This window comes from Ectorhizobium quercum (genome assembly GCF_026552795.1).
Classification (GTDB): Bacteria; Pseudomonadota; Alphaproteobacteria; order Rhizobiales; family Rhizobiaceae; genus Ectorhizobium; species Ectorhizobium quercum.
The window spans coordinates 1-19175 of sequence record NZ_JANFPI010000010.1 but is presented as its reverse complement, the minus strand read 5'-3'; the positions used below and the strand labels follow the sequence as shown (position 1 = coordinate 19175).

Genomic DNA, 19175 nt, shown 5'->3' with positions numbered 1-19175 from the left:
CCGGCTCTCTCCGGCGGCAGGTGTCCGATGCCCCCGCAGGCCTTTGCCGCAATCTCGCAGAACATGATTAACGAGAGCTAAAGGTCATGCCCGGCCCGCCTCGTCCGGCGGTGCGCTAAGAGGTTCTTAAAGACTGCCGATCTAGTGTCGTTTCGTATGCCGGAAAACGGCGTGCCTCAGAGATGAATTCTGACTTCACGGTGCATCTTGACGATCGTTTTCAGAGAGAAAAGTCATGAAATACCGCTGGACCATGACGAGCCGGCGGGCCGTCTGGTCGTCCATGTCGTGCGCCAGTTCTATCCGAACAGGGGCGGGCTCGAGGATGTGGTGATGAATCTCGGCCTGGCGATGCAGCGGCGCGGCTTTCGCGTCCGGGTTGTCACGCTGGATCGGCTGTTCACCGAGCCCGACAGGCTTCTGCCCGCGCACGAGATCCGCGACGGCATCGAGATCGTCCGCATTCCGTGGCGCGGTTCGACCCGCTATCCCGTCGCGCTCGACGTATTCCGCCATCTGGCCGACGCCGACCTCATCCATGTCCACGCGATCGATTTCTTCTTCGATGCGCTGGCGCTGGGCCGGTTCCTGCACCGCAAGCCGATGGTCGCGACGACCCACGGCGGCTTCTTCCACACCGCCAGACATGCTTTCGTAAAAAAGGTCTGGTTCCAGACGCTGACACGGATGTCGGCGCGGGCCTACAAGGTGATCGTCGGATGCAGCCGGTCCGATACGGCGCTCTTTTCCTCCATCGCGCCGAACCGCACGGTTCTGATCGAGAACGGCGCCGATACTGCCAAATTCGCCGGCAGCAGCAGTGCCGTGCCGGTCAAGCGCATCGTGACCATCGGCCGCTTTTCGGTCAACAAGCGTATCGACCGCCTGCTCGACGCGCTGAAGGTGCTCGTGGCCGGGGATGGCGACTGGCGTCTGGAGATCGTCGGCGTTCCGGGCGGTCTCACGGCCGCCGATCTCGAAGGGATGATCGCCGCGCGCGGGCTTAGGCGACAGGTGCGCATTCACTGCGATCTCGAGAACGCCGCCATCGCCGGGCTTCTGGGGGAATGCTCCCTTTTCGCCTCGGCCTCCGAATATGAAGGGTTCGGCCTTGTGGCCGTCGAGGCGATGAGCGCCGGTCTGGTGCCCGTCCTCAACACCAACGAAGCCTACAGGTTGCTCGGCGAACGCCATTCGCGGCTGGTGCTTGCCGATTTCGCCAGCCCGGAACAGGCCGCCCGGGCGATCACGCAGGCCTACGATGCATTATGCGCCGACGACAGCCTGCGTCCGGGGCTGGTCGCGGATGCACAGCACTATTCCTGGAACAGCGTCGCGGACCGGTACCAGGCCGTCTATGAAGAGGTGGCCGGCGCGGCCCCGGCGGTCGCTGCCGGGAGGGCGCGTCCTTGAAGAACGTGCTTTTCGTCACCGGCCAGCATTTTGCCGGGTCCGCGCGCAAGGTGGATCTGCATTTCCTGGCGGACTCGCTCAATGCGCAGGGCGACCGGACCGACTTCCTGTCGCTGCGGCTCAGCCAGCTCAGCCGCTTTTCCCACGATGGACGCTGGACCTATGCGCGGTCGCGCACCGTGAACCGCTGGGTGCGCCTCGATGATCTGCGCGACGAATTCATCTGGGTCAATCTCGTCCATCCCTTCGCGACGCGCTCGGCCGCCCTCAACCGCCTGACCGGCCTCATCTTCCGTCATTACGCCGCGCTCCTGCCGCGCGCCGTGCGCGACCGTCTGCCGGCTTACACCCATATTCTGGTCGAAAGCGGGATCGCCACGCTGCTGACGCCGTTGCTGCGCCGTCTCGCCCCGCAGGCGAAGCTGATCTACCATGCTGCCGACCAGTTCGAGACGATCGGCGCGCACCCCTGCTTTCGCGATGCCTGGGAAAAATCCGCCCGCCAATTCGACCTGATTCACATTCTGGCGGAAACGCAGCGGGCTGACATGCCGGAGGGTGTGCCGGTGCTGTTCCTGCCGCACGGCGTTGCCGCCGAGGTTTTCGATGGGGCGGTCGATACGCCTTATACTGCCGGCAACAATGCGGTCAGCGTCGGCGACATGCTGTTCGATGCCGAGGTGCTCAAGACGCTGGCCCACGGCAACCCCGACTGGACCTTTCATCTGTTCGGCAAGAAATCCCGGCTCGACGAGACCCTGCCGAATGTCGTGACCCACGGCGAGGTGCCGTTCACCAGCGTCGCCAGCTATATCCGCCATGCCGATATCGGGATCGCGCCCTACCGGAACGCTCCGGGAGCGGATTATCTCAGCCAGTCCAGCCTGAAGATGATCCAGTACACCTATTGCCGTCTTCCGATCGTCGCGCCGATCTTCGCTGCGGCGGGGCGGCCGCATGTGCTGGCCTACGAGCCCGACAACCAGGCTTCCATTCTGGCGGCCTTCAACGCGGCGAAGATCTACGACCGGCTGAGCATCGATACCAGCCAGGCCGTGACATGGCAGGAAATGGCCGTGCGCCTTTTCGTCTGAGCGGACGCATTTTAATGACCCGCACAGGCATTTCTTAAATGCGATCCGTTAGCTTTCAGGACAATGCGAGCGGCCGTTCTGCGGCACGTATGTTTCCCGCGGAGTGTCGATGAGCAACAATATCATGGCCAATTCGGTTCTCAATGCGGCGTCGGGCCTGACGCTGCTCGTGACCGGCTTTGCCTGTTCCATCGTTGCGGCACGGCTTCTGGGGCCGGAGGCAAGCGGAACGATCGCCTTCTCGCTCTGGCTCGCCACGACGGGCTCGCTGATCGCCGAACTCGGCACGGGCGTCCTGCTGATGCGCATTCTGCCGCAGCTCAAGGTGCAGGGGGCCGACGATGCCCGTCGCCTCGGCTTCGCCGCCTATCTCATGCGGCCGGTCGTGGCGGCGACGCTTCTCATCCTCGCCGTCTACGGGGCCGCCTTCGCCGGACTGGAACAGGGCCACTGGGTGGAGATGGCGCCCGTGGTCGTCGCCATCACCGGCGCGCTCTTCCTCATCCAGTCCATCGGCTCCTACTCCAAGAACTTCCTGATCGGCGAACAGCGGGTCGGCGATTTCTTTCGCCTGACGGTGATCGCCTCGCTGCTCCAGCTCGTGGCCGTGGTGGCCGGCGCACTTCTCTACGGCACGCCCGGGGCGCTTGGCGGCTATCTGGCCGGACAGGTGGTTCTGTTTGCCTACAGCCTGCGTATTCTGTTCGCGCGGGTCGATCCCTGCGGCCTGCAACGCCGCGAACTCGCATCCTCCTCGTTCCTGCTGTCGCTCGAATATATCGTGACGTCGATCTTCCTGACGCGGTTCGAGCTGCTGTTCCTCCAGAAATTTCACAGCGCGGAGTCGGTCGGCTTCTACGCCGTGGCGCTTTCGCTGGCCAACCTTGCGCTGCAACTGCCCGTGCAGCTGACCGGAAGCCTGCTGCCCTATTATGCCGAGAAGCTGGAAAGTTCGGGAAAGGCCCGGCTTCCGGTCGAAGTCTTCGAGGGTGTGGTGCGCAGCCTTTCCTATATCACCCTGCCGATGAGCTTCGGCCTGGCGGCCATCGCGCCGGAACTGGTCGTCGTGGTGTTCGGCCCGCAATTCGGCCCGGCAGGCCCCATCGTGGCCGTGCTGGCGCTTTTCACGCCCGTCTTCGTCTTTTCGCAGATCTGCACGCAATACCTGTTTTCTCAAGGCCAGATCCGCCAGCGCCTGCTGATCGACTTCGGCGCGGCGGCTTTGATGGCCGGCGGCTGCCTGCTGCTCGTGCCGGGCCTCGAGGGCACCGGCGCCGCCATCGCGCGCGGGCTGGTTTTCCTCGCCATGTGCCTCGCCATGACGCGGCTGATGAAATTCGATGGCTCCATGCACGGGCTTTTCCGCTCGCTCCTGCCGGTGACGGCGGCCGCCGCCCTCTGCGGCGCGGCGGCCTACGGCGTGGCCGCCATCGTTGGCGGCGCGGGCGGGCTGGTGCTCGCCATCAGTGCCGGCGCCGCCGTTTACGTGCCGGCGCTGCGCCTTTGCTGCGCGGTGCCGCGCGAGGATGCCGACGTGATCCTGCGTATCGCCGGCCGGCTGCCGCGGCGCGGGCGCAGGCTGGTGGGCGCCGTCACGGGCTTCGTGACGCCGCAGGCAAGGGAGGCCTGATGACGATGGCGAGCGTGGTTCTGCCGATGTCCGGGACGGTCGATGACGGGGACCTGCGGGATATTCACGGCCGGGCGCATGCGGCCCGGCCGGTGGCCTTCTGCGGAATGGCGGGAATCTTTACGCCGGCGCCGGCGGCGGGCGGAATCGCTGTCCTGTTCGTCAGCCCGTGGGGGCTCGAAGACCTGTGCGTGCGCAAGTTCTGGCGGGTGATCGCCGGGCATCTGGCCGAACGCAATGTCGCCTCGCTCCGCTTCGACCTGCCCGGAACGGGCGACTCGCTTGATCCCGCCTCCTGCGGATGCGGGTTGAGGCTCTGGGAGGATGCCGTGGTGCAGGCGGCGGGCGAACTGATGCTGCGGTCCGGCGCGGCCCGGATCGTGCTGGTGGGGCAAGGTCTCGGGGCGGCGCTCGCCGTCCGGGTGTCGGCGAGGCTCGACGCGCTGGGGGGCATGGCGTTGCTCGCGCCTGTCGTTTCGGGGCGCTTCTATCTGCGGGAAGTGTCCGCGATGGCGCGCATGGTGGACGACAGCCTGGGCCTTGCCGAAGACCAGCGGCGGACGGAAGGCGTTTCCATTGCCGGCTTCACCATGCCGGAGGCGATTGCCGCCGATGTGAAGCGGCTCGACCTGATGGCGGTGAATGCCTTGCCTGCCGTGCCATGCCTCGTGGCCGGGCGGGCGCCCCGCCCCGCCGACGGCGCGCTTGCCGACCGTTTCACAACGCTCGGCGTTTCCGTCGAGCGACTGGCGTTCGAGGGCTACGAGGCGCTGACGGCGAACCCGTCCGTCTCGATAATTCCCGAGAACATCGCCGTCCGGCTGGCGGACTGGATTGTCGGGCTGGCGCCGGGCTCCGCTACCGCTGCCGTCAAGGCGCCGTTGCCGGGCGGCGTTCTGGAGGGCGGAACCTTTATCGAGGAGCCGGTGCGGTTCGGCAGGGAAATGCCGCTTTATGGAGTGTTGTGCGCCCCGGCCGGTCCGCGGGCCGGGGCAACCGTGCTGTTTCTGTCGACCGGCTACGACCGTCATGCGGGCTGGGGCCGGGCGACGGTCACGATGGCACGGCAACTGGCGGCGCGGGGGATCGCGTCGCTGCGCTTCGACGGCGCCAATGTCGCCGACAGCCCTCCCGTGCCCGACGCGCCGCAGCAGGTTCTCTATGGTGCGGGGCAGGAGGAGGACGTCGCGGCAGCGCTCGATTTCCTGATGCAGCGGGAGTTGGGGCCGGTGGTTCTCGGGGGACGTTGCAGCGGGGCCTATCTGTCCTTCCGTGCGGCGGTTGCCGATCCGCGCGTTTCCGGGGCGGTCATCGTCAATCCCTACACGTTTCACTGGCAGCCGGGACGCGATGTCGACGCGGCGCTGCAAACCGGGGCGCGGGCGCTTTCGGATTACGGCCAGCGCGCCCTGCAATGGGCGACGGTGCGGCGGCTGTTCAAGGGCGAGATAGACGTGCGCCGGGCATTCGCCAATATCGTCAAGGCCGCGTCGCGCAAGGCGCTGGCGCCGTTCATGCTGTCTCTACGCCATTATACGCAGGAGGGGCGGCACGTCCATACCGCCTTCCGGGCGCTCCGGAAGCGGTCGAGCGAGGTCACGCTCGTCTACAGCGAGAACGATGTGGGCTGGGAGCACTTTTCCAGCTATTTCGGGAAGCGCGGCGAACGGCTGAAGGACTACCCCGATGTGCGGCTTGTCGTGATTTCGAACGCCGATCACAATCTGACGCCGCCGCATGCCCGCAAGGCGTATCTGGATGCGGTGGAGCAGATGGCGCTCCGGTTCGCCTCACGAGGCTGACGGCTTTCTTCAGAAGCGGGCAGATGAGCCGGAAAGCGCGCGCACTTCGCCCGCCGGCAGGGCCGTTGCGTCGGTGCCGGGACGGGCGACCAACTCGATGATCTTCTCCTTGCCGGGAAGAAGATGGAACCAGTCGTCCGCCGGCCGGAAGCCTTCCGCGAAGACATGCACCGATTGCTGCAAGCGGTCGGCGGTCAGCGACAGCGACCAGCCGTCATCGTCACGCCGGAGCGAAACCGCGATGTCGTCCTCATGCAGCGCTTTCGACCGGCCCAGCGGGAAATGGACGGCCTCGGCGATTGTCGCGCTGGCCTTTTCGAGACGGGCGATGACGACATCGTGCGAGGGCGGGCCGAAACGGTAGGCGTAATTGGTATCGAAGAAGGCGCCGAAGAGGCCCGTGGCGGGAAGCTCGACGGTTTCGCGGGCGCCGAGGGTCAGGTCGCGGCGGCCTGCAACGACCGGCTGGCGGCCATCGCGAAGGGCGGCGATTTCCAGCGAAAGATCGAGCGTTTCGGCGCTGTCATTGAGGACGTGGACGGCAAGACCGTTGACGCCTTCGTCGGAGAACAGCACCTGCACGGGGCGGAAGGCGCGCTTCAGGGCATACCAGACCGGCTTGGGTTCGCCGGTGGAATCGATCACGCCCCAGCCGGGACCGGGGAGAAGGTCCTGAAGCGTCCAGACCAGCGCGCCGTTGCAGGACGAGCCCCGGCGGCGCCATTCGGCGAAGGTTTCGGTCATCACCTCGCAGGTCGTGGCGCGGGAGAGGTCGAGATAGCGGGCGGGGTTCTCGCGGCGCAGGCGGGCCGGGTCCTCGCCGTAAAGCGCCTTCAGGTAATGGTCGCGGGTGTCCTCGAAATCCCAGCTTGCGCCCCGGTCCCGCGGGGTCCGGGCCTTCCAGTCCGGGTGGTGGACGGCGCGAACGGGCAGGTAGGCGTCGAGTGTCGCCTGCTGCGGCACGTTGGCGAAGGTGAGGCATTCGGCGGCGAAGCGGACGTTCGCCCGACGCGCGTCGGAGAGCGGGCGCTCGTAGGCGCCGACACCATAGTAATGCCCGATCCCTTCGTCGACGAAGAAGGGCTGTGCGCCACCGGAGGGTGAGTTTTCGACATAAGCCACGTCCGGGCGGTGTCCGGCGACGAGTGCGGGCAGGATCTCCGTGGTCAGCGGCGTCTTCCAGACGCTTTCGGGCAGGCCGAGCATCGCACCCTGCTGGTACATCTCGCTGCCGCCCGAGAGGACGGCGAGCGAGGGCGAGGCGGCGGTGGCCGAAAGAAAGGCCGAAACCTCGGCGCGGACATGGGCGACGAAGCCTTCGTCCTTCGCCGGATAGTCGAAATTGGCGAACATCAGATCCTGCCAGACCATGATGCCGAGTTCGTCGCAGAGCGCGAAGAAGTCCGGGCTCTCATAGGTCATGGTGCCGGCGATGCGGATCATGTTCATGCCGGCTTCCGCCGCAAGGCGCAGCCACGGCTCGTAAGAGGCGCGGTCGCCGGGCAAGCGCAGGATATCGGCGGTGGTCCAGACCGCGCCTCGGCAGAAGATGCGCTCGCCGTTGACGCGGATGGAAAAATCCTTGCCATCATCGCCACGTTCGGCCTCGATGCGGCGGAAGCCGGTGCGGGTGATCGGTACGGTTTCGCCGTTGGCGACGAGGGTGACATCGTAGAGGGCCGGTTCGCCGTGGGTGGCCGGCCACCAGGGTTTCACGCCGGGGAGGGTGAGGCGAGCCGTCGAGCGCCCGTCTTCGGCGCCCTCGAAGGGGGCAGTCCGGCCGGCACAGGCGAGTGCGATGCCGGCGAGTGCGATGCCGGCGGGGGGGCTGGCGCAGGAGACGGCAAGCAATCCGTCTCCGGTTTCCGAAAGCGTGGCGGAGATCGTCAGGTCTTGCAGCGAGAAGGCATCGGGGCGGATGAGCCGGACCGGACGCCACGGGCCGACGGCATGGATCTCCGGGCACCAGCCGGGCATATAGCCGAGCGTCGTGGTGCGGACGAGGCGCAGGCCCTGTTCCGTCATCATCCGCGGCCGCCAGCGGGCGCGGGGGCCTTTCCGTTGCAGATGGGGCCGAAGGGCGCGGAAGGCGATGGCGAGTTCGTCGGTGCCGGTGAGCGTCACAGGCAGGTCGAAGGGCTCGTACATGTTTTCCGACGTATGGAGTTTTGCACCATTCAGCCAGACTTCGGCAACGGTGGCGAGGCCCTCGAAGCGGAGGATGGCGGGGCCGGGCGTTTCCGAAAGCGTCAGGCGATACCAGGCGTCTCGGTGGTCGAGCGGTTCGGGGCGGGCAGGGTCGAAGCGGCCGGCATCGTGAAGGGCGCCGGCGACGGTACCGGGGACTTGTGCGGGCAGCGCTTCGGCTGCGGCGGGAATTTCGGCGGGGGAGGCATAGGCGTTCGCGTCGCTCAGGATGAGCGACCAGCCCGCGTCCAGCATTTTCACGCAATCCGGCCGATGGAAATCCATGAGCACTCTCCCGCCTGCGAATCAGATGGCCGATTTTCCGCGGCGATTGCTAAGAAAGCCTTGTGCGGGGGGCCTTTCCCCATGCGGTGGATAATCGCATGGGGAATGAAATGGTGCGGCTTTCCTTCTTTCCGCGGGGGAGAAGGGACAGGAACCGCGAGCCTGGCATCGTGCGCGATTGCCTCGGTCCTCACGTGGGGAGATGGCCGGCAGGCCAGAGGGGGTATTGACGCCGGCATCCGCCGGTTCAGCCGAGCTTGCGTTCGAGGCCAGCCATCAGCCTTTCCCAGCTTTCGATGGCGGGGTCGAGCGCGGTGCGCAGCGGGTCGAATTTCCTGCGGGTGACGGCGCGGGCGAGCTGGAACTGCACGCTCTTGGCGTTTTCCGAGATTTTTCGGGCAGCCTCGGCTTCCGCCGCGTAGTCGGGCGAGAGCCAGTCGAGATGGCTCGAAAGAAGCTCGAAATTCGCGCCGGTCTGGCGCAGCGTGTTGAAGGCGTATTTGTGGAAGAAGCCGAAGGGCCGTTCGGCAAGCGCCTCCACCTGCGAGGGGAAGACCTGCGCGAAGGCGGCGAGCGGGTTTTCCTGCGGGCGGCGGGCGAAGTGCATTTTCAGCAGCTCTGCCGCGCGCTTGCGCTGACGGTCCAGTGACGGCGTCTTGCCGGGAAATTTGGCGAATTCCGTATAGGGCAGGAAGGGCGGGTCGTTTTCCGTCAGGTGGTGCTGGAACAGGCCGTCGAAATCCTCGCCTTCCAGATGGAAGTAGCCGCCGTTGTGGAAATAATCGAGCCGCTTGGCCGTAACGTCGAGACGGTTGATCGCCACCGTGGTCTTGCCGTGTTCCAGCCGGTAGGCCACGCCTTGGGTGTCGGGCATGTAGAAGCTGTCCATCTCCACGAGGCAGAGGCGGCCGCGGGCGACCTGCACCGCGACATGATCCTCCACCCTGTCGAAGATCGCCAGTTCCGTGACGCGGATGCCGTAGAGGGTTTCGAGGTCTTCCAGCGGCACCTTGAAAAAGGTGAACTGGTCGCCCTCGAAATCCTGCGTCAGCGTGAAGCCGAGCATGGCTTCGGGCGCGGCGCCGAAGCTTGCCAGAACCTCGATCCACAGGTCGACGTAGCAATTGGTTTCCGGCCACATGCGTTCTGCCGAGTGAAGCGCGTGGGGCTGGTAGTTCGCCGCGTCGAGCCGGGGAAAGACCGCGGACATCCTGAAGGCCGAGGTCATGGCGTCAGCCCCAGAGAACCGTGCGGACATTGTCCGGCCAGTCCTTCGTGTCGAGGCCGTGGGCGGCGAAAAGGGCGAGCGCGATGCGCTCCAGGCCGAAGCCGACGCAGGCGGTGTGGGCGACCGAGCCATCTTCAAGGGCGAGGCCCCATTTCGCGCCGAAGGCGTCCTGATGGTAGTTGAAGCTCATGCAGGCGGTCTTCTTCACGTCAGAGGTGACGGGAATCAGCAGTTCGAACTTGAGGCTCTGGTCGCGCTGGTTGTTGGCGAGCAGCTTGCCGGCGCGGCCGAAGAACGGGTCGTTGGCAATGTCGATCTCGACGGAGAGGCCGACATCCTGCATCATCTTCACGCCGCGATCCATCCACAGCTGGCGAAATTCCGTGACCTTTGCTTCCGTGCCCATGCAGACATATTCGCGCATGCGGAAAAGCTGCTGGCGGGCCGGGTCGTTGGACGGTTCGTGGCGGAAGCACCAGGATTGCAGGTCGTAGAGACCGCCGCCGGCCGGCAGGGCGCCGCGCTTGGCCACTGTCGGATAGAGCGGATAGCAGGCCGCCGGCGTCAGCACGATCTCGGTTGCCTTCTGGCCCTCGGTCCAGTCGCCGCCTTCCTCCATGCACTTCAGCAGGCTGATATGGTCCAGCTCGCAGCCGCAGAAGGAATGGACGGTGCCGGCGAGCTGAGGGAAGCTCTTCATGTAGCCGCTCTTTTCGAAGAAGGCGCGGTTCATGCCCGGCGGGAAGCGAATGGCTTCCGCGCCGTCCTCGCCGCCGGTGCGGTCGATCAGCCGTTCGAAGGCGGCGATGACGCCCTCGAATTCGCCGGAGCGGCCGTAAAGGCCCTCGACGCCGGTTTCGATCAGCAGGCCGGCATCGAACAGCCGGTCGAGAAAGGAGACTTGCATGTCCATGTGGTTCACCCCAGAAGGCTCGTGTCCTGCCTGTTGACCAGAAGCATGGTGGACTGGTTCATCAGGATGCGTTCGTTGGAAATCTGCAACTGTGCCGAATAGGCGTCGCGCAGATGGCGTCCGACGCTGTAGGGCGTGCCGTTCTTGTAGCCCATGATGCCGTTGATCAGCAGCGTCTGGCCGATGATGTCGATGATCGCCGTGGAGGTCGCGAGCTTCGTGTTGTTCATCGCGATCAGGAAACCCATCGTCAGGCTGTCGGGATTGCGGCGGATGTCCTCGTACTGGCGGATGCCGTGGGCGATATCCGTGCGGATCGCCTGAAGCCTGCCGGAGATTTCGGCAAGGCGCAGCGCGCCGGGCGGCGTCTGGCCCGGCGTCTTACGGGCGGCCGCTCGCACGAAGCTCTGGGCACGGTTCACCGCATCCACCGCGATGCCGTACCACAGCGCACTCCACAGAAGATGGGCCATCGCCAGCATGGAATGGGCGGCGATCTCCGCGAAGGGCTCGGGAATGATCTGCGCAGCCGGCGCCTCGCCCTTGAAGACGAAGCCTTCCGAACAGGTGCCGCGCATGCCGAGCGTATCCCAGTCATTGGTCTTTTCCAGCGTGTACTGGTCGTTGAGGAAGACCGTCATCACCTGATCGGAGGAGGCGGCGTCCCTGTGGGCGCGCGAGGTGATGAGGATCGCATCGCAATAGAGGCCGTAGGAAATGACCGTCGCGTTCTTTTCCAGCCGGCAGACGCCGTTCTCCACCTCGACGGCGCAGATCGAGTTGCGCAGGTCGCCGCCGATGCCGCCTTCGGTAGTCGCCGAACCGAGCAGAAGCTGCTCGTGGACGATGCGGCGCATGAAGTCCCGGTGCCATGCGGCGTTCATGCCATGCTCGACCAGGCTGGACAGCTTGATGTGGTGCATGGCGAAGATCATGGCCGACGAGCCGCAGTTCTGGCCGAGGATCGAGCAGAGTTCAGCGATTTCCGCGATCGGTGCCTCTTCGCCGCCCAGTTCGGCCGGAACCTGAATGCCCAGCAGCCCCTCATCCTTGAGGGCCTGCATGGTCTCGGCCGGGAAGCGCGCCTGCGCGTCGACGTCTGCGGCGTGTTGCGCGGCGACGGCGGCGACGCGGGCGATCCGCTCGCGCAACGACGCCGGCGGCGTCTTGACGTGGGCGTTCATCATGCGGCCTCTTGCGCCTGGAGAATCGCCGCAACCGTCTTCTCGATGGTGGCGATGCTGGCGAAGGACTTGCGGTTCAGCAGATTGTCCGGAAACTCGATGTCGAAGGCTTCCTCGATGCCCAGCATGAGCTGGACGGAAGCGAAAGAGGACAGGCCCGCCGCGTAAAGATCGGCGTCGTCGGCGAGGCTCTCGACCGGGGCCGGAAGACCGCCGAGTTTCGTCAGCAGATTGCGGATGGTTTCGTTCATGCCATTGACTCCCTCGGTTCCATGCGGAAGCCATTTCCGTGCGGAGAGGCCCCGTTGGGAGCGAGCAATAGCAGCGAAAGGATAAAGCACCTCTAAGTGGTTTAGTTAAGAAGTCTTTATCCTGGGTCCCGGTTTTGTCATTGGTCAATAATCGCAGGGCCGGGGGCTTTTCATGCGACCGGAGGCCACACATGCGCGTTGCCCCGGAAATCCGAAACGGACCAGCATCCGTCTGCGGCGGGGCGAACCGCGTCGGGGCCGAGGGGCGCCTTGCCGTGTCCGCCGGGAATGTCGAGTACATAGGCGGGCTGGCAGAGGCCGGACAGGCGGCCGCGCAGCGCTGCGACGATCCGCTGGCCCTCGCCGATGTCGAGGCGGAAATGGCTCGTGCCCGGCGCGAGGTCGGGATGATGCAGGTAATAGGGCTTGATGCGCGTCTCGACGAAAGCGCGCATCAGCTCACCCAGCACTGCGGGATCGTCGTTCACGCCTTTCAGCAGCACGCTCTGGCTGATCATGGCAATGCCGGCATCGACGAGCCGGGCGCAGGCGGCGCGGGCCTGCGGCGTCAGTTCGCGCGGGTGGTTGGCATGAAGCGCCACCCACAGCGTCTTGCCGCTTTCCTTCAGCGCCGCGATCAGTTCCGCATCGATGCTCTCGGGGCTGGCCACCGGAACGCGGGTGTGGAAGCGGACGATCTTCACATGCTCGATGACGGCCAGACGGCGCATGATCTCCGCCAGCCGCCGCGACGAGAGAATGAGAGGATCGCCGCCGGTGAGGATGACTTCCCATATCTGCGGATGGGCGGCGATATAGGCAAAGGCGGCATCCATCTCGGCGGGGGCAAGCGTGCCGTCGCCGTCGGGACCGACCATTTCCCGGCGGAAACAGAAGCGGCAATAGACCGGACAGACATGCACGGCCTTGAAGAGAACGCGGTCCGGATAGCGATGCACGATCCCCTTGACCGGCGTGTGTGCATGATCGCCGATCGGGTCGTCCCGTTCTTCGGCAAGCGTGACGAGTTCGGCGGCGGAGGGCAGGAACTGCCGGGCGATGGGGTCGTCGGGATCGGCCCTGTCGATCAGCGCTGCAATCGCCGGCGTGACGGCGACGGCGTAGCGGGCCGCGACCTGCCGCACTTCGGCCAGAGCGGCATCCCCGATCAGGCCGGCTTCCGCAAGATCCGCGGGCGTCTTCAGGCTGCGTCCGCCGCTCACGGCCCGAACTCCGCGACCGGCGCCCACATCACCTGGTCGATGCGGGTGGCGCCTGTGGCGAGCATCGTGAGGCGATCGAAGCCGAGGGCTGCGCCGCTTGCCTGCGGCATATGGGAAAGGGCGGCGAGAAAATCCTCGTCGATCGGGTAGGTTTCGCCGTAGATGCGCTGCTTCTCGGCCATTTCGTGTTCGAAGCGGCGGCGCTGCTCGGCGGGGTCCGTCAACTCGCCGAAGGCATTGGCAAGCTCGACACCGCAGGCGTAAAGCTCGAAACGTTCGGCCACGCGGGCGTCCCGGGCGGAAGGGCGGGCAAGAGCCGCTTCCGAAACCGGATATTCATCGAGGATCGTGAGGCGGCCGGCGCCGAGGAAGGGTTCGATCCTTTCCACCAGCACGCGGCTGTAGAGATCGGCCCAGGTATCGTCTTTTGCGTGGCGGATGCCGGCCTTTTCCAGTTCGGCGGCCAGGTGGCCGCGGTCGGTCCCGCCATCGGGTGCGACCGATGCCAGCAGGTCGATCCCGGCGAAGCGCCCGAAGGCTTCGGCAACGCCGAGCCGTTCCGGCTCGGCGAAGGGATCGGCCTCCATGCCCCGGAAGCGGAAGGTCTTCGTGCCGGTCGCCTCGGCGGCGGCGGCAACGATCCAGGCGCAGTCGCGCATCAGTTCCTCATAGGGCGCACCCGCGCGATACCATTCCAGCATGGTGAATTCCGGGTGGTGCAGCGGGCCGCGCTCGCGGTTGCGCCAGACATGGGCGAAGCAGGCGATCTTTTTCTCGCCCGCCGCCAGCAGCTTCTTGGCCGCGAACTCCGGCGAGGTGTGCAGATAGGCGGGGTGGCCGATGCCGTCATTGCCGACGATTTCGGTCGCGAAGGCGTGAAGATGGGTTTCATTGCCGGGGGACACCTGAAGGGCAGGCGTGTCGACCTCGATGAAGCCGCGTTCCGTAAACCCGGCGCGCAGGGCCGACTGGATGCGGTTCCGCCCGAGGAGGAACGGCCGGCGATCCGCATGAACGGCGGGATGCCACCAGGGAGAGGGTTTCGGCGTCACGGTTTTCATGTCAGGTTCTTCTCTTCTTCCCTGCTGCCTGCGACCCTCGGAACGACGGTCGATTTCGCCGCAAGCCGCGCGGGGACTGGCATTCCGCGCGAATTTAGGGTAGTTCCGCGCCGGAAAAGAATTTTGCGTCACCCCGGAGCCGCTGCCCGGCAGTCCTCTACGACGCGTATCACGCCGTTACAAGGAAGTATTATGGTCAAGGTCATCGCCTCATCCGTCCGCAAGGGCAACGTTATCGACGTGGACGGTAAGCTCTACGTGGTTCTCACCGCCCAGAATTTCCACCCCGGCAAGGGCACGCCGGTCACGCAGGTCGACATGCGCCGGATCGCCGACGGCGTCAAGGTTTCGGAACGCTGGCGCACGACGGAACAGGTCGAGCGCGCCTTCGTCGAGGATCTGAACTTCCAGTTCCTCTACGAAGATGGCGAAGGCTTCCATTTCATGAACCCGGAAAACTACGATCAGGTCGTGGTCGATGTCGAGACGATGGGCGAGCAGAAAGCCTATCTTCAGGAAGGCATGACCTGCGTTCTTTCCATCCATGAGGGGATTCCGCTGGCCGTCGAGCTGCCGCGTCACGTCACGCTGGAGATCACCGAGACCGAGCCGGTCGTGAAGGGCCAGACGGCCTCGTCCTCCTACAAGCCCGCCATGCTCTCGAACGGCATCCGGACGTCCGTTCCGCCGCACGTCACTGCCGGTACCCGCGTCGTGATCGCCACGGAAGACAATTCCTACGTCGAGCGCGCCAAGGATTGACGGTTCCGGCCGGAAACGGCGGGAATGAAAAACCCCCGGAGCCTCGCGGCGCCGGGGGTTTTTGTTGTCCGTCGAACCGGAACGATCAGGGCTTCGTCGTGGTCGCGACCCGGACGGGACCGGTCGCGGCATAACCGCCGCCCATCGCGACGTTGAGGGCGACGTAATCGCTGGCGAGCTGCTGCACGGCTGTCGCCAGGCTCGCCTGCGCGGTCGAGACCGAGCGCTGCGCGTCGAGTACGTCGAGCAGCGAGGACGCGCCGTCGCGGTAGCTGGCGGTGGAGAGGCGCAGCGCCTCCTCGTAGGACTGCACGGTCCTGCGAAGGGCGGTCACGGTCTCGGCGTCGCGCTTGATCGACGCCAGCGCATCGGCCACGTCCTGCACCGCGCCGAGCACGGTTTCCTTCCACGCCAGATAGGCGTTGCGCGCGTTCGATTCGGCAGTGGTCAGGTTCGCCTTCAGGGCGCCGCCGGTGAAGATCGGCAGGTTGAGAGTGGGCCCGAAGGACCAGGTCGTCAGCCAGCCGTTCGTGCCGCTCATGTTTCTGAGCGTCGGCGAAATGGAACCGCCGAGCGTGATGGACGGGTAGAAGTCCGCCTCGGCGACGCCGATCTGGGCGACGGCCGCCGCCAGATCCCGTTCCGCGGCGCGGATGTCGGGACGGTTGCGGATGAGATCGGCGGGAACGCCTGCCTTGGTCGAGAAGCGCGCGACCGGCTGGCGGCCGCCCTTCTGCAATTCGGCGATCAGCGTTTCGGCCGGCAGGCCGAGCAGCGTCGCAAGGTTGTGGGCGGAGATGCGGAAACCCTTGTCGAAGCCGGGAATGTCGGCGAGCGTCGAGTTCACCAGACCTTCGGACTGGACGACATCGAGCCGCGAGGCGGCGCCGGCTTCGAGCTGGAGCTTGGTGAGATCGAGCGTTTCGCGACGCGAGGTCAGGTTCTTGCGGGCGATGGCCAGGCGTTCCTGGTAATAGCGCACGTCGATATAGGCGTTGACGACGTTGGACAGATAGGTCAGCCGGGCGACGTCGGCGGTGGCGTAGGCGCTGTCGAGCGAGGCGAGTGCACCTTCCTTGGCGCGGCGGTACTGGCCAAAGAGATCGAGCAGCCAGGAGGCTGAAAGGCCGCCGCTGGCCGAGGACAGGGTGGAGGTCTGGGTGCGCAATTCGCCGCCCTGGCCGCTGAGCGTTTCGGAGGCGTCTGCGGCGAGCTGCGGCAGCGAGCCGGCGCCCGCGCTGATCACGTTGGCTTCGGCTGCGGTGATGCGCTCGATCGCCTGGAGAACGGTGAGGTTCTGGGAAAGGCCCTGCTCGACATAGGCGTCGAGCCGCCTGTCGTTGAATGCGGGCCACCAGGCTTTTGCCGTGACGTCACCAGCGCTTCCGCTGCCGCCTTCGTTGAACTTCTGCGGCAGATCGATCTGCGGAGGGGTGTGGTTCGGTCCACTGACACAGCTCGAAAGCAGAAGCAGAACGAGGGGTGCTGCCGAACGAAAAGAAACCATAGTGTTGATCCGCATCCTGTTTCCGAAAGTCCTTTTCCGCCTGCCCGAGCCCGACGACGGCCTGCGAAGCAGTGCTTCGCGGTCGGCCGGCAGGCTAGCAGCAGGGAGTTTAAGTCGATAGGCTAAATTCTTCATTAACTATAATTCTGCCCAGGCTGTGTTGCTCAGGCTACACTGCGGTCTGATTGTAACGGCGCGCCACGTCCGGGATCGTGCGGACGGCTAACCGTGATTCCCGATTAAGTGACGTAATTTAAGAAACATTACCTGGCAAGCGGATTTGTTAGGGAACGGTTTACGAATTCGATCACTTCGTCACAGCGTGTCCTGAGTTCGTCCGCCTTATAGCGGGCGAGAAACACGGGATGCAGCACGCAGGCGAAGCAGGCGCTGATGCAGCGTGCGGTTTTTTCCACATCTTCGCAGAAATAGACGCCTTCATCGGCGCCGAGGCGGACCATGTCGACGAATCGGCTTTCGAGCAATTCCTTGTAGCGCCGGCCGCAGGCCATTTCGTTGCCGGACGTCATCAGCACGATTTCGAACAGGCAGGGGCTCTGCCGAAGGCTGCGCAGATGGGACTCCATCAGGCGGCGGACGAAGTGCCCCAGCCTCTCCAGCGTCGGCAGGCTCGTGTCGATTCCCTCGAGCGTGCCGACCAGCGTCTCGACATGGCGTTCGGCGATGGCCTCGGCCAATGCCGTCTTCGAGCGGAAATGCTTGAAGACATTCGCCGGCGACATGTCGAGTGCCGACGCGATGTCGGCGATCGTCGTTCCGGAAAAACCGTTTTCGCGGAAGACGGATTCCGCCATGTCGAGCACGTCCTGTCGCGTTTCTTCCGCCTTGCGTCTTGCCCGTCTTGCCAATGCTCCATGCTCCCTTAACGCTTCGCCGTCCCTGATCGATGGCGAAGCCAGCCCGATCCGATTTGTCGGATGACCGGCGGGGTTTATCAAGTCCTCATGACGGTTTTCCGTCACTTCCGCCGAAATAGGGAGCCAGATTGGCCCGGATGCGGTCCTTCGGCGTGGCGTAGCTGTCATCCGGGACGAATGTCCGCCCGGTAATCATCTCGAAGGCGCGAATATAGACGTTCGAGGTCTGCTCGATCAGCGCGCCTGGAATTTCCGGAATGTCGTCCTTGTAGGGATCGCAACGGTCGGCAACCCAGGCGCGGACGAAATCCTTGTCGAAGCTTTCCGGGCGCGTGCCCTTTTCGAAGCTGTCCGGGTAGGTGGCGGCGATCCAGTAGCGGCTGCTGTCCGGCGTGTGGATCTCATCCGCCAGAATGATTTTGCCGCTTTCGTCGGTGCCGAATTCATATTTGGTATCGACCAGAATGAGGCCGCGTTCGCGGGCACGCTCCTGGCCGCGGGCAAAGAGCGCCAGCGCGTAGCGCGACAGCGTGTCCCATTGCTCCTGCGTCAGAAGGCCGGTTTCGACGATCTCCCGGGGCGACAGCGGTTCGTCGTGGCCTCCGTCGAAGGCCTTGCTGGTCGGCGTGATGATCGGGGCGGGCAGTTTCTCGTTGTCGCGCAGGCCGTCCGGAAAGGTGATGCCGTACATTTCCCGCACGCCCTTCCTGTATTGCGTGAGGATCGACGTGCCGGTCGTGCCGGCGAGATAGCCGCGCACGACGATCTCGACGGGAAGGATGTCGAGCCGCTTGCCGATGACGACGTTCGGGTCCGGATAGGAGACGACGTGGTTCGGGCAGATATCGGCGGTTTCCTCGAACCAGTAGCGCGCCGTCTGGGTGAGAACCTGCCCCTTATAGGGAATGCAAGTCAGGATACGGTCGAAGGCGCTCAGCCGGTCGGTGGAAATGATGATCCGCTCGCCATTCGGCAGGTCGTAGTTCTCGCGGACCTTGCCCCGGTAATAGGAGGGCAGTTCCGGAAAATGGGCTTCGGAAAGAATACGCACGAATCATGATCTCCGTTGTCTGGGAGCGCCGGGGAGGGGCCGTCCCGATCCGTTCATCGGGGCCTGGTTCTTCTTATCCTCGCACAGGCAGGGGGCGCAAGCGGAGAGAGGCGCTCGGAAAACAGCCGTTGCCGTGGGCCTTATGGCCGGATATCAAGGAGGTTCAAAGGACGCACATCTTTCAGGAGAACCCCATTCATGTCTTCCAAGCCCCTGAACCACGTCATTCCCGTTCCCGAGCATACCGAGGAAATGGGGCCGCTGACGGAAGGTCTCCTTCCGATCGTCATCGCCCTGCTCGTTCTCGTCGGCTGGATCGCGGCCTTTTTCGTCTTCGGCTATCCGGGCCTGATCGTGCCGGCCTTGACTTTGGTGGTCCTGCTTGGCGGGTTGATCATTTGGGTTTCGCGGGGGTGATCCGGCGTCTTCAAGAACGGTGATTTTCGAAAAGCCCCGGCGCACCGGGGCTTTTTTCGTTTTCGGGCGCTCCTTTTGGGTTTATTTTTGTTTGATTTGTTAAATTTATTGTTCTGGATCAATTGCTTGTGTGATTTTTTGTATGAAAGTGCGATTCAGTTATTGACGTTTGAGTGTGGAGGGTTCTATAAGCAGCGTCGTTGACGAGGGCGGCTTCGCTGCTGGCGACCTTCTCGTTTGCTCTTGAGACTGGCGGCGATATTTGGCCTTAAGGGTTTGATTTTGCTGG

Annotated in this window: 16 protein-coding genes; 6 read left to right on the top strand and 10 right to left on the bottom strand. The window is 64.8% G+C overall.

What is annotated here, in order from left to right:
- Nucleotides 1-207 precede the first annotated feature (207 nt).
- The 4 genes from NOF55_RS21220 to NOF55_RS21205 all read left to right on the top strand — a co-directional run bounded on the left by NOF55_RS21220 (nt 208) and on the right by NOF55_RS21205 (nt 5939).
- Nucleotides 208-1413, top strand: a complete 1206-nt coding sequence (locus NOF55_RS21220; RefSeq protein WP_370869032.1) for a glycosyltransferase family 4 protein — start codon at nt 208-210, stop codon at nt 1411-1413.
- A gap of 5 nt (nt 1414-1418) precedes the next feature.
- Entirely contained in the window at nt 1419-2507 is a 1089-nt protein-coding gene (locus NOF55_RS21215) for a GumK N-terminal domain-containing glycosyltransferase (protein ID WP_306413241.1), read from the top strand.
- A gap of 109 nt (nt 2508-2616) precedes the next feature.
- The gene (locus NOF55_RS21210; RefSeq protein ID WP_306413127.1) at nt 2617-4137 is read left to right on the top strand and encodes a lipopolysaccharide biosynthesis protein; all 1521 of its coding nucleotides are present in this window, start codon (nt 2617-2619) and stop codon (nt 4135-4137) included.
- On the top strand, nt 4137-5939 hold the full coding sequence (locus NOF55_RS21205; RefSeq protein WP_306413126.1) for an alpha/beta fold hydrolase: 1803 nt from the start codon (nt 4137-4139) through the stop codon (nt 5937-5939). The genes NOF55_RS21210 and NOF55_RS21205 overlap by 1 nt, the downstream gene beginning before the upstream one ends.
- 9 nt (nt 5940-5948) lie before the next feature.
- Here the strand turns inward: NOF55_RS21205 and NOF55_RS21200 are convergent, their stop codons facing one another.
- The 7 genes from NOF55_RS21200 to epmA form a co-directional block, all read right to left on the bottom strand.
- Nucleotides 5949-8411 carry a glycoside hydrolase family 2 protein gene (locus tag NOF55_RS21200; protein WP_306413125.1) on the bottom strand — a complete coding sequence of 821 codons (2463 nt, stop codon included), beginning with the start codon at nt 8409-8411 and terminating at the stop codon, nt 5949-5951.
- Nucleotides 8412-8658: 247 nt separating this feature from the next.
- Nucleotides 8659-9639 (bottom strand): DUF1839 family protein, encoded by a 981-nt coding sequence (locus NOF55_RS21195; RefSeq protein WP_306413124.1) that lies wholly within the window; start codon nt 9637-9639, stop codon nt 8659-8661.
- Nucleotides 9640-9643: 4 nt separating this feature from the next.
- The gene (locus tag NOF55_RS21190; RefSeq protein ID WP_306413123.1) at nt 9644-10552 is read right to left on the bottom strand and encodes an amino acid--[acyl-carrier-protein] ligase; all 909 of its coding nucleotides are present in this window, start codon (nt 10550-10552) and stop codon (nt 9644-9646) included.
- Nucleotides 10553-10557: 5 nt separating this feature from the next.
- Nucleotides 10558-11736, bottom strand: a complete 1179-nt coding sequence (locus tag NOF55_RS21185; protein WP_306413240.1) for an acyl-CoA dehydrogenase family protein — start codon at nt 11734-11736, stop codon at nt 10558-10560.
- Nucleotides 11736-11987 (bottom strand): acyl carrier protein, encoded by a 252-nt coding sequence (locus tag NOF55_RS21180; RefSeq protein ID WP_306413122.1) that lies wholly within the window; start codon nt 11985-11987, stop codon nt 11736-11738. The genes NOF55_RS21185 and NOF55_RS21180 overlap by 1 nt, the downstream gene beginning before the upstream one ends.
- A gap of 170 nt (nt 11988-12157) precedes the next feature.
- Nucleotides 12158-13210 (bottom strand): lysine-2,3-aminomutase-like protein, encoded by a 1053-nt coding sequence (locus tag NOF55_RS21175; protein ID WP_306413121.1) that lies wholly within the window; start codon nt 13208-13210, stop codon nt 12158-12160.
- Nucleotides 13207-14271 (bottom strand): EF-P lysine aminoacylase EpmA, encoded by a 1065-nt coding sequence (epmA, locus tag NOF55_RS21170; protein WP_306413120.1) that lies wholly within the window; start codon nt 14269-14271, stop codon nt 13207-13209. The genes NOF55_RS21175 and epmA overlap by 4 nt, the downstream gene beginning before the upstream one ends.
- 192 nt (nt 14272-14463) lie before the next feature.
- Here epmA and efp point away from each other — a divergent pair, with 192 nt between their 5' ends.
- On the top strand, nt 14464-15033 hold the full coding sequence (gene efp / locus NOF55_RS21165; protein ID WP_306413119.1) for an elongation factor P: 570 nt from the start codon (nt 14464-14466) through the stop codon (nt 15031-15033).
- An 85-nt stretch (nt 15034-15118) separates the two neighbouring features.
- On the opposite strand, the gene NOF55_RS21160 is transcribed toward efp, so the two are convergent.
- From NOF55_RS21160 to NOF55_RS21150, 3 genes are all read right to left on the bottom strand, one after another.
- Nucleotides 15119-16540 (bottom strand): efflux transporter outer membrane subunit, encoded by a 1422-nt coding sequence (locus NOF55_RS21160; protein WP_306413118.1) that lies wholly within the window; start codon nt 16538-16540, stop codon nt 15119-15121.
- A 263-nt stretch (nt 16541-16803) separates the two neighbouring features.
- On the bottom strand, nt 16804-17409 hold the full coding sequence (locus NOF55_RS21155; protein ID WP_306413117.1) for a TetR/AcrR family transcriptional regulator: 606 nt from the start codon (nt 17407-17409) through the stop codon (nt 16804-16806).
- A gap of 94 nt (nt 17410-17503) precedes the next feature.
- The gene (locus NOF55_RS21150) at nt 17504-18469 is read right to left on the bottom strand and encodes a phosphoribosylaminoimidazolesuccinocarboxamide synthase (RefSeq protein ID WP_306413116.1); all 966 of its coding nucleotides are present in this window, start codon (nt 18467-18469) and stop codon (nt 17504-17506) included.
- 198 nt (nt 18470-18667) lie between these two features.
- Here NOF55_RS21150 and NOF55_RS21145 point away from each other — a divergent pair, with 198 nt between their 5' ends.
- Nucleotides 18668-18886, top strand: coding sequence for a hypothetical protein (locus NOF55_RS21145; protein WP_306413115.1), 219 nt, complete (start codon nt 18668-18670; stop codon nt 18884-18886).
- Nucleotides 18887-19175: the final 289 nt, after the last annotated feature.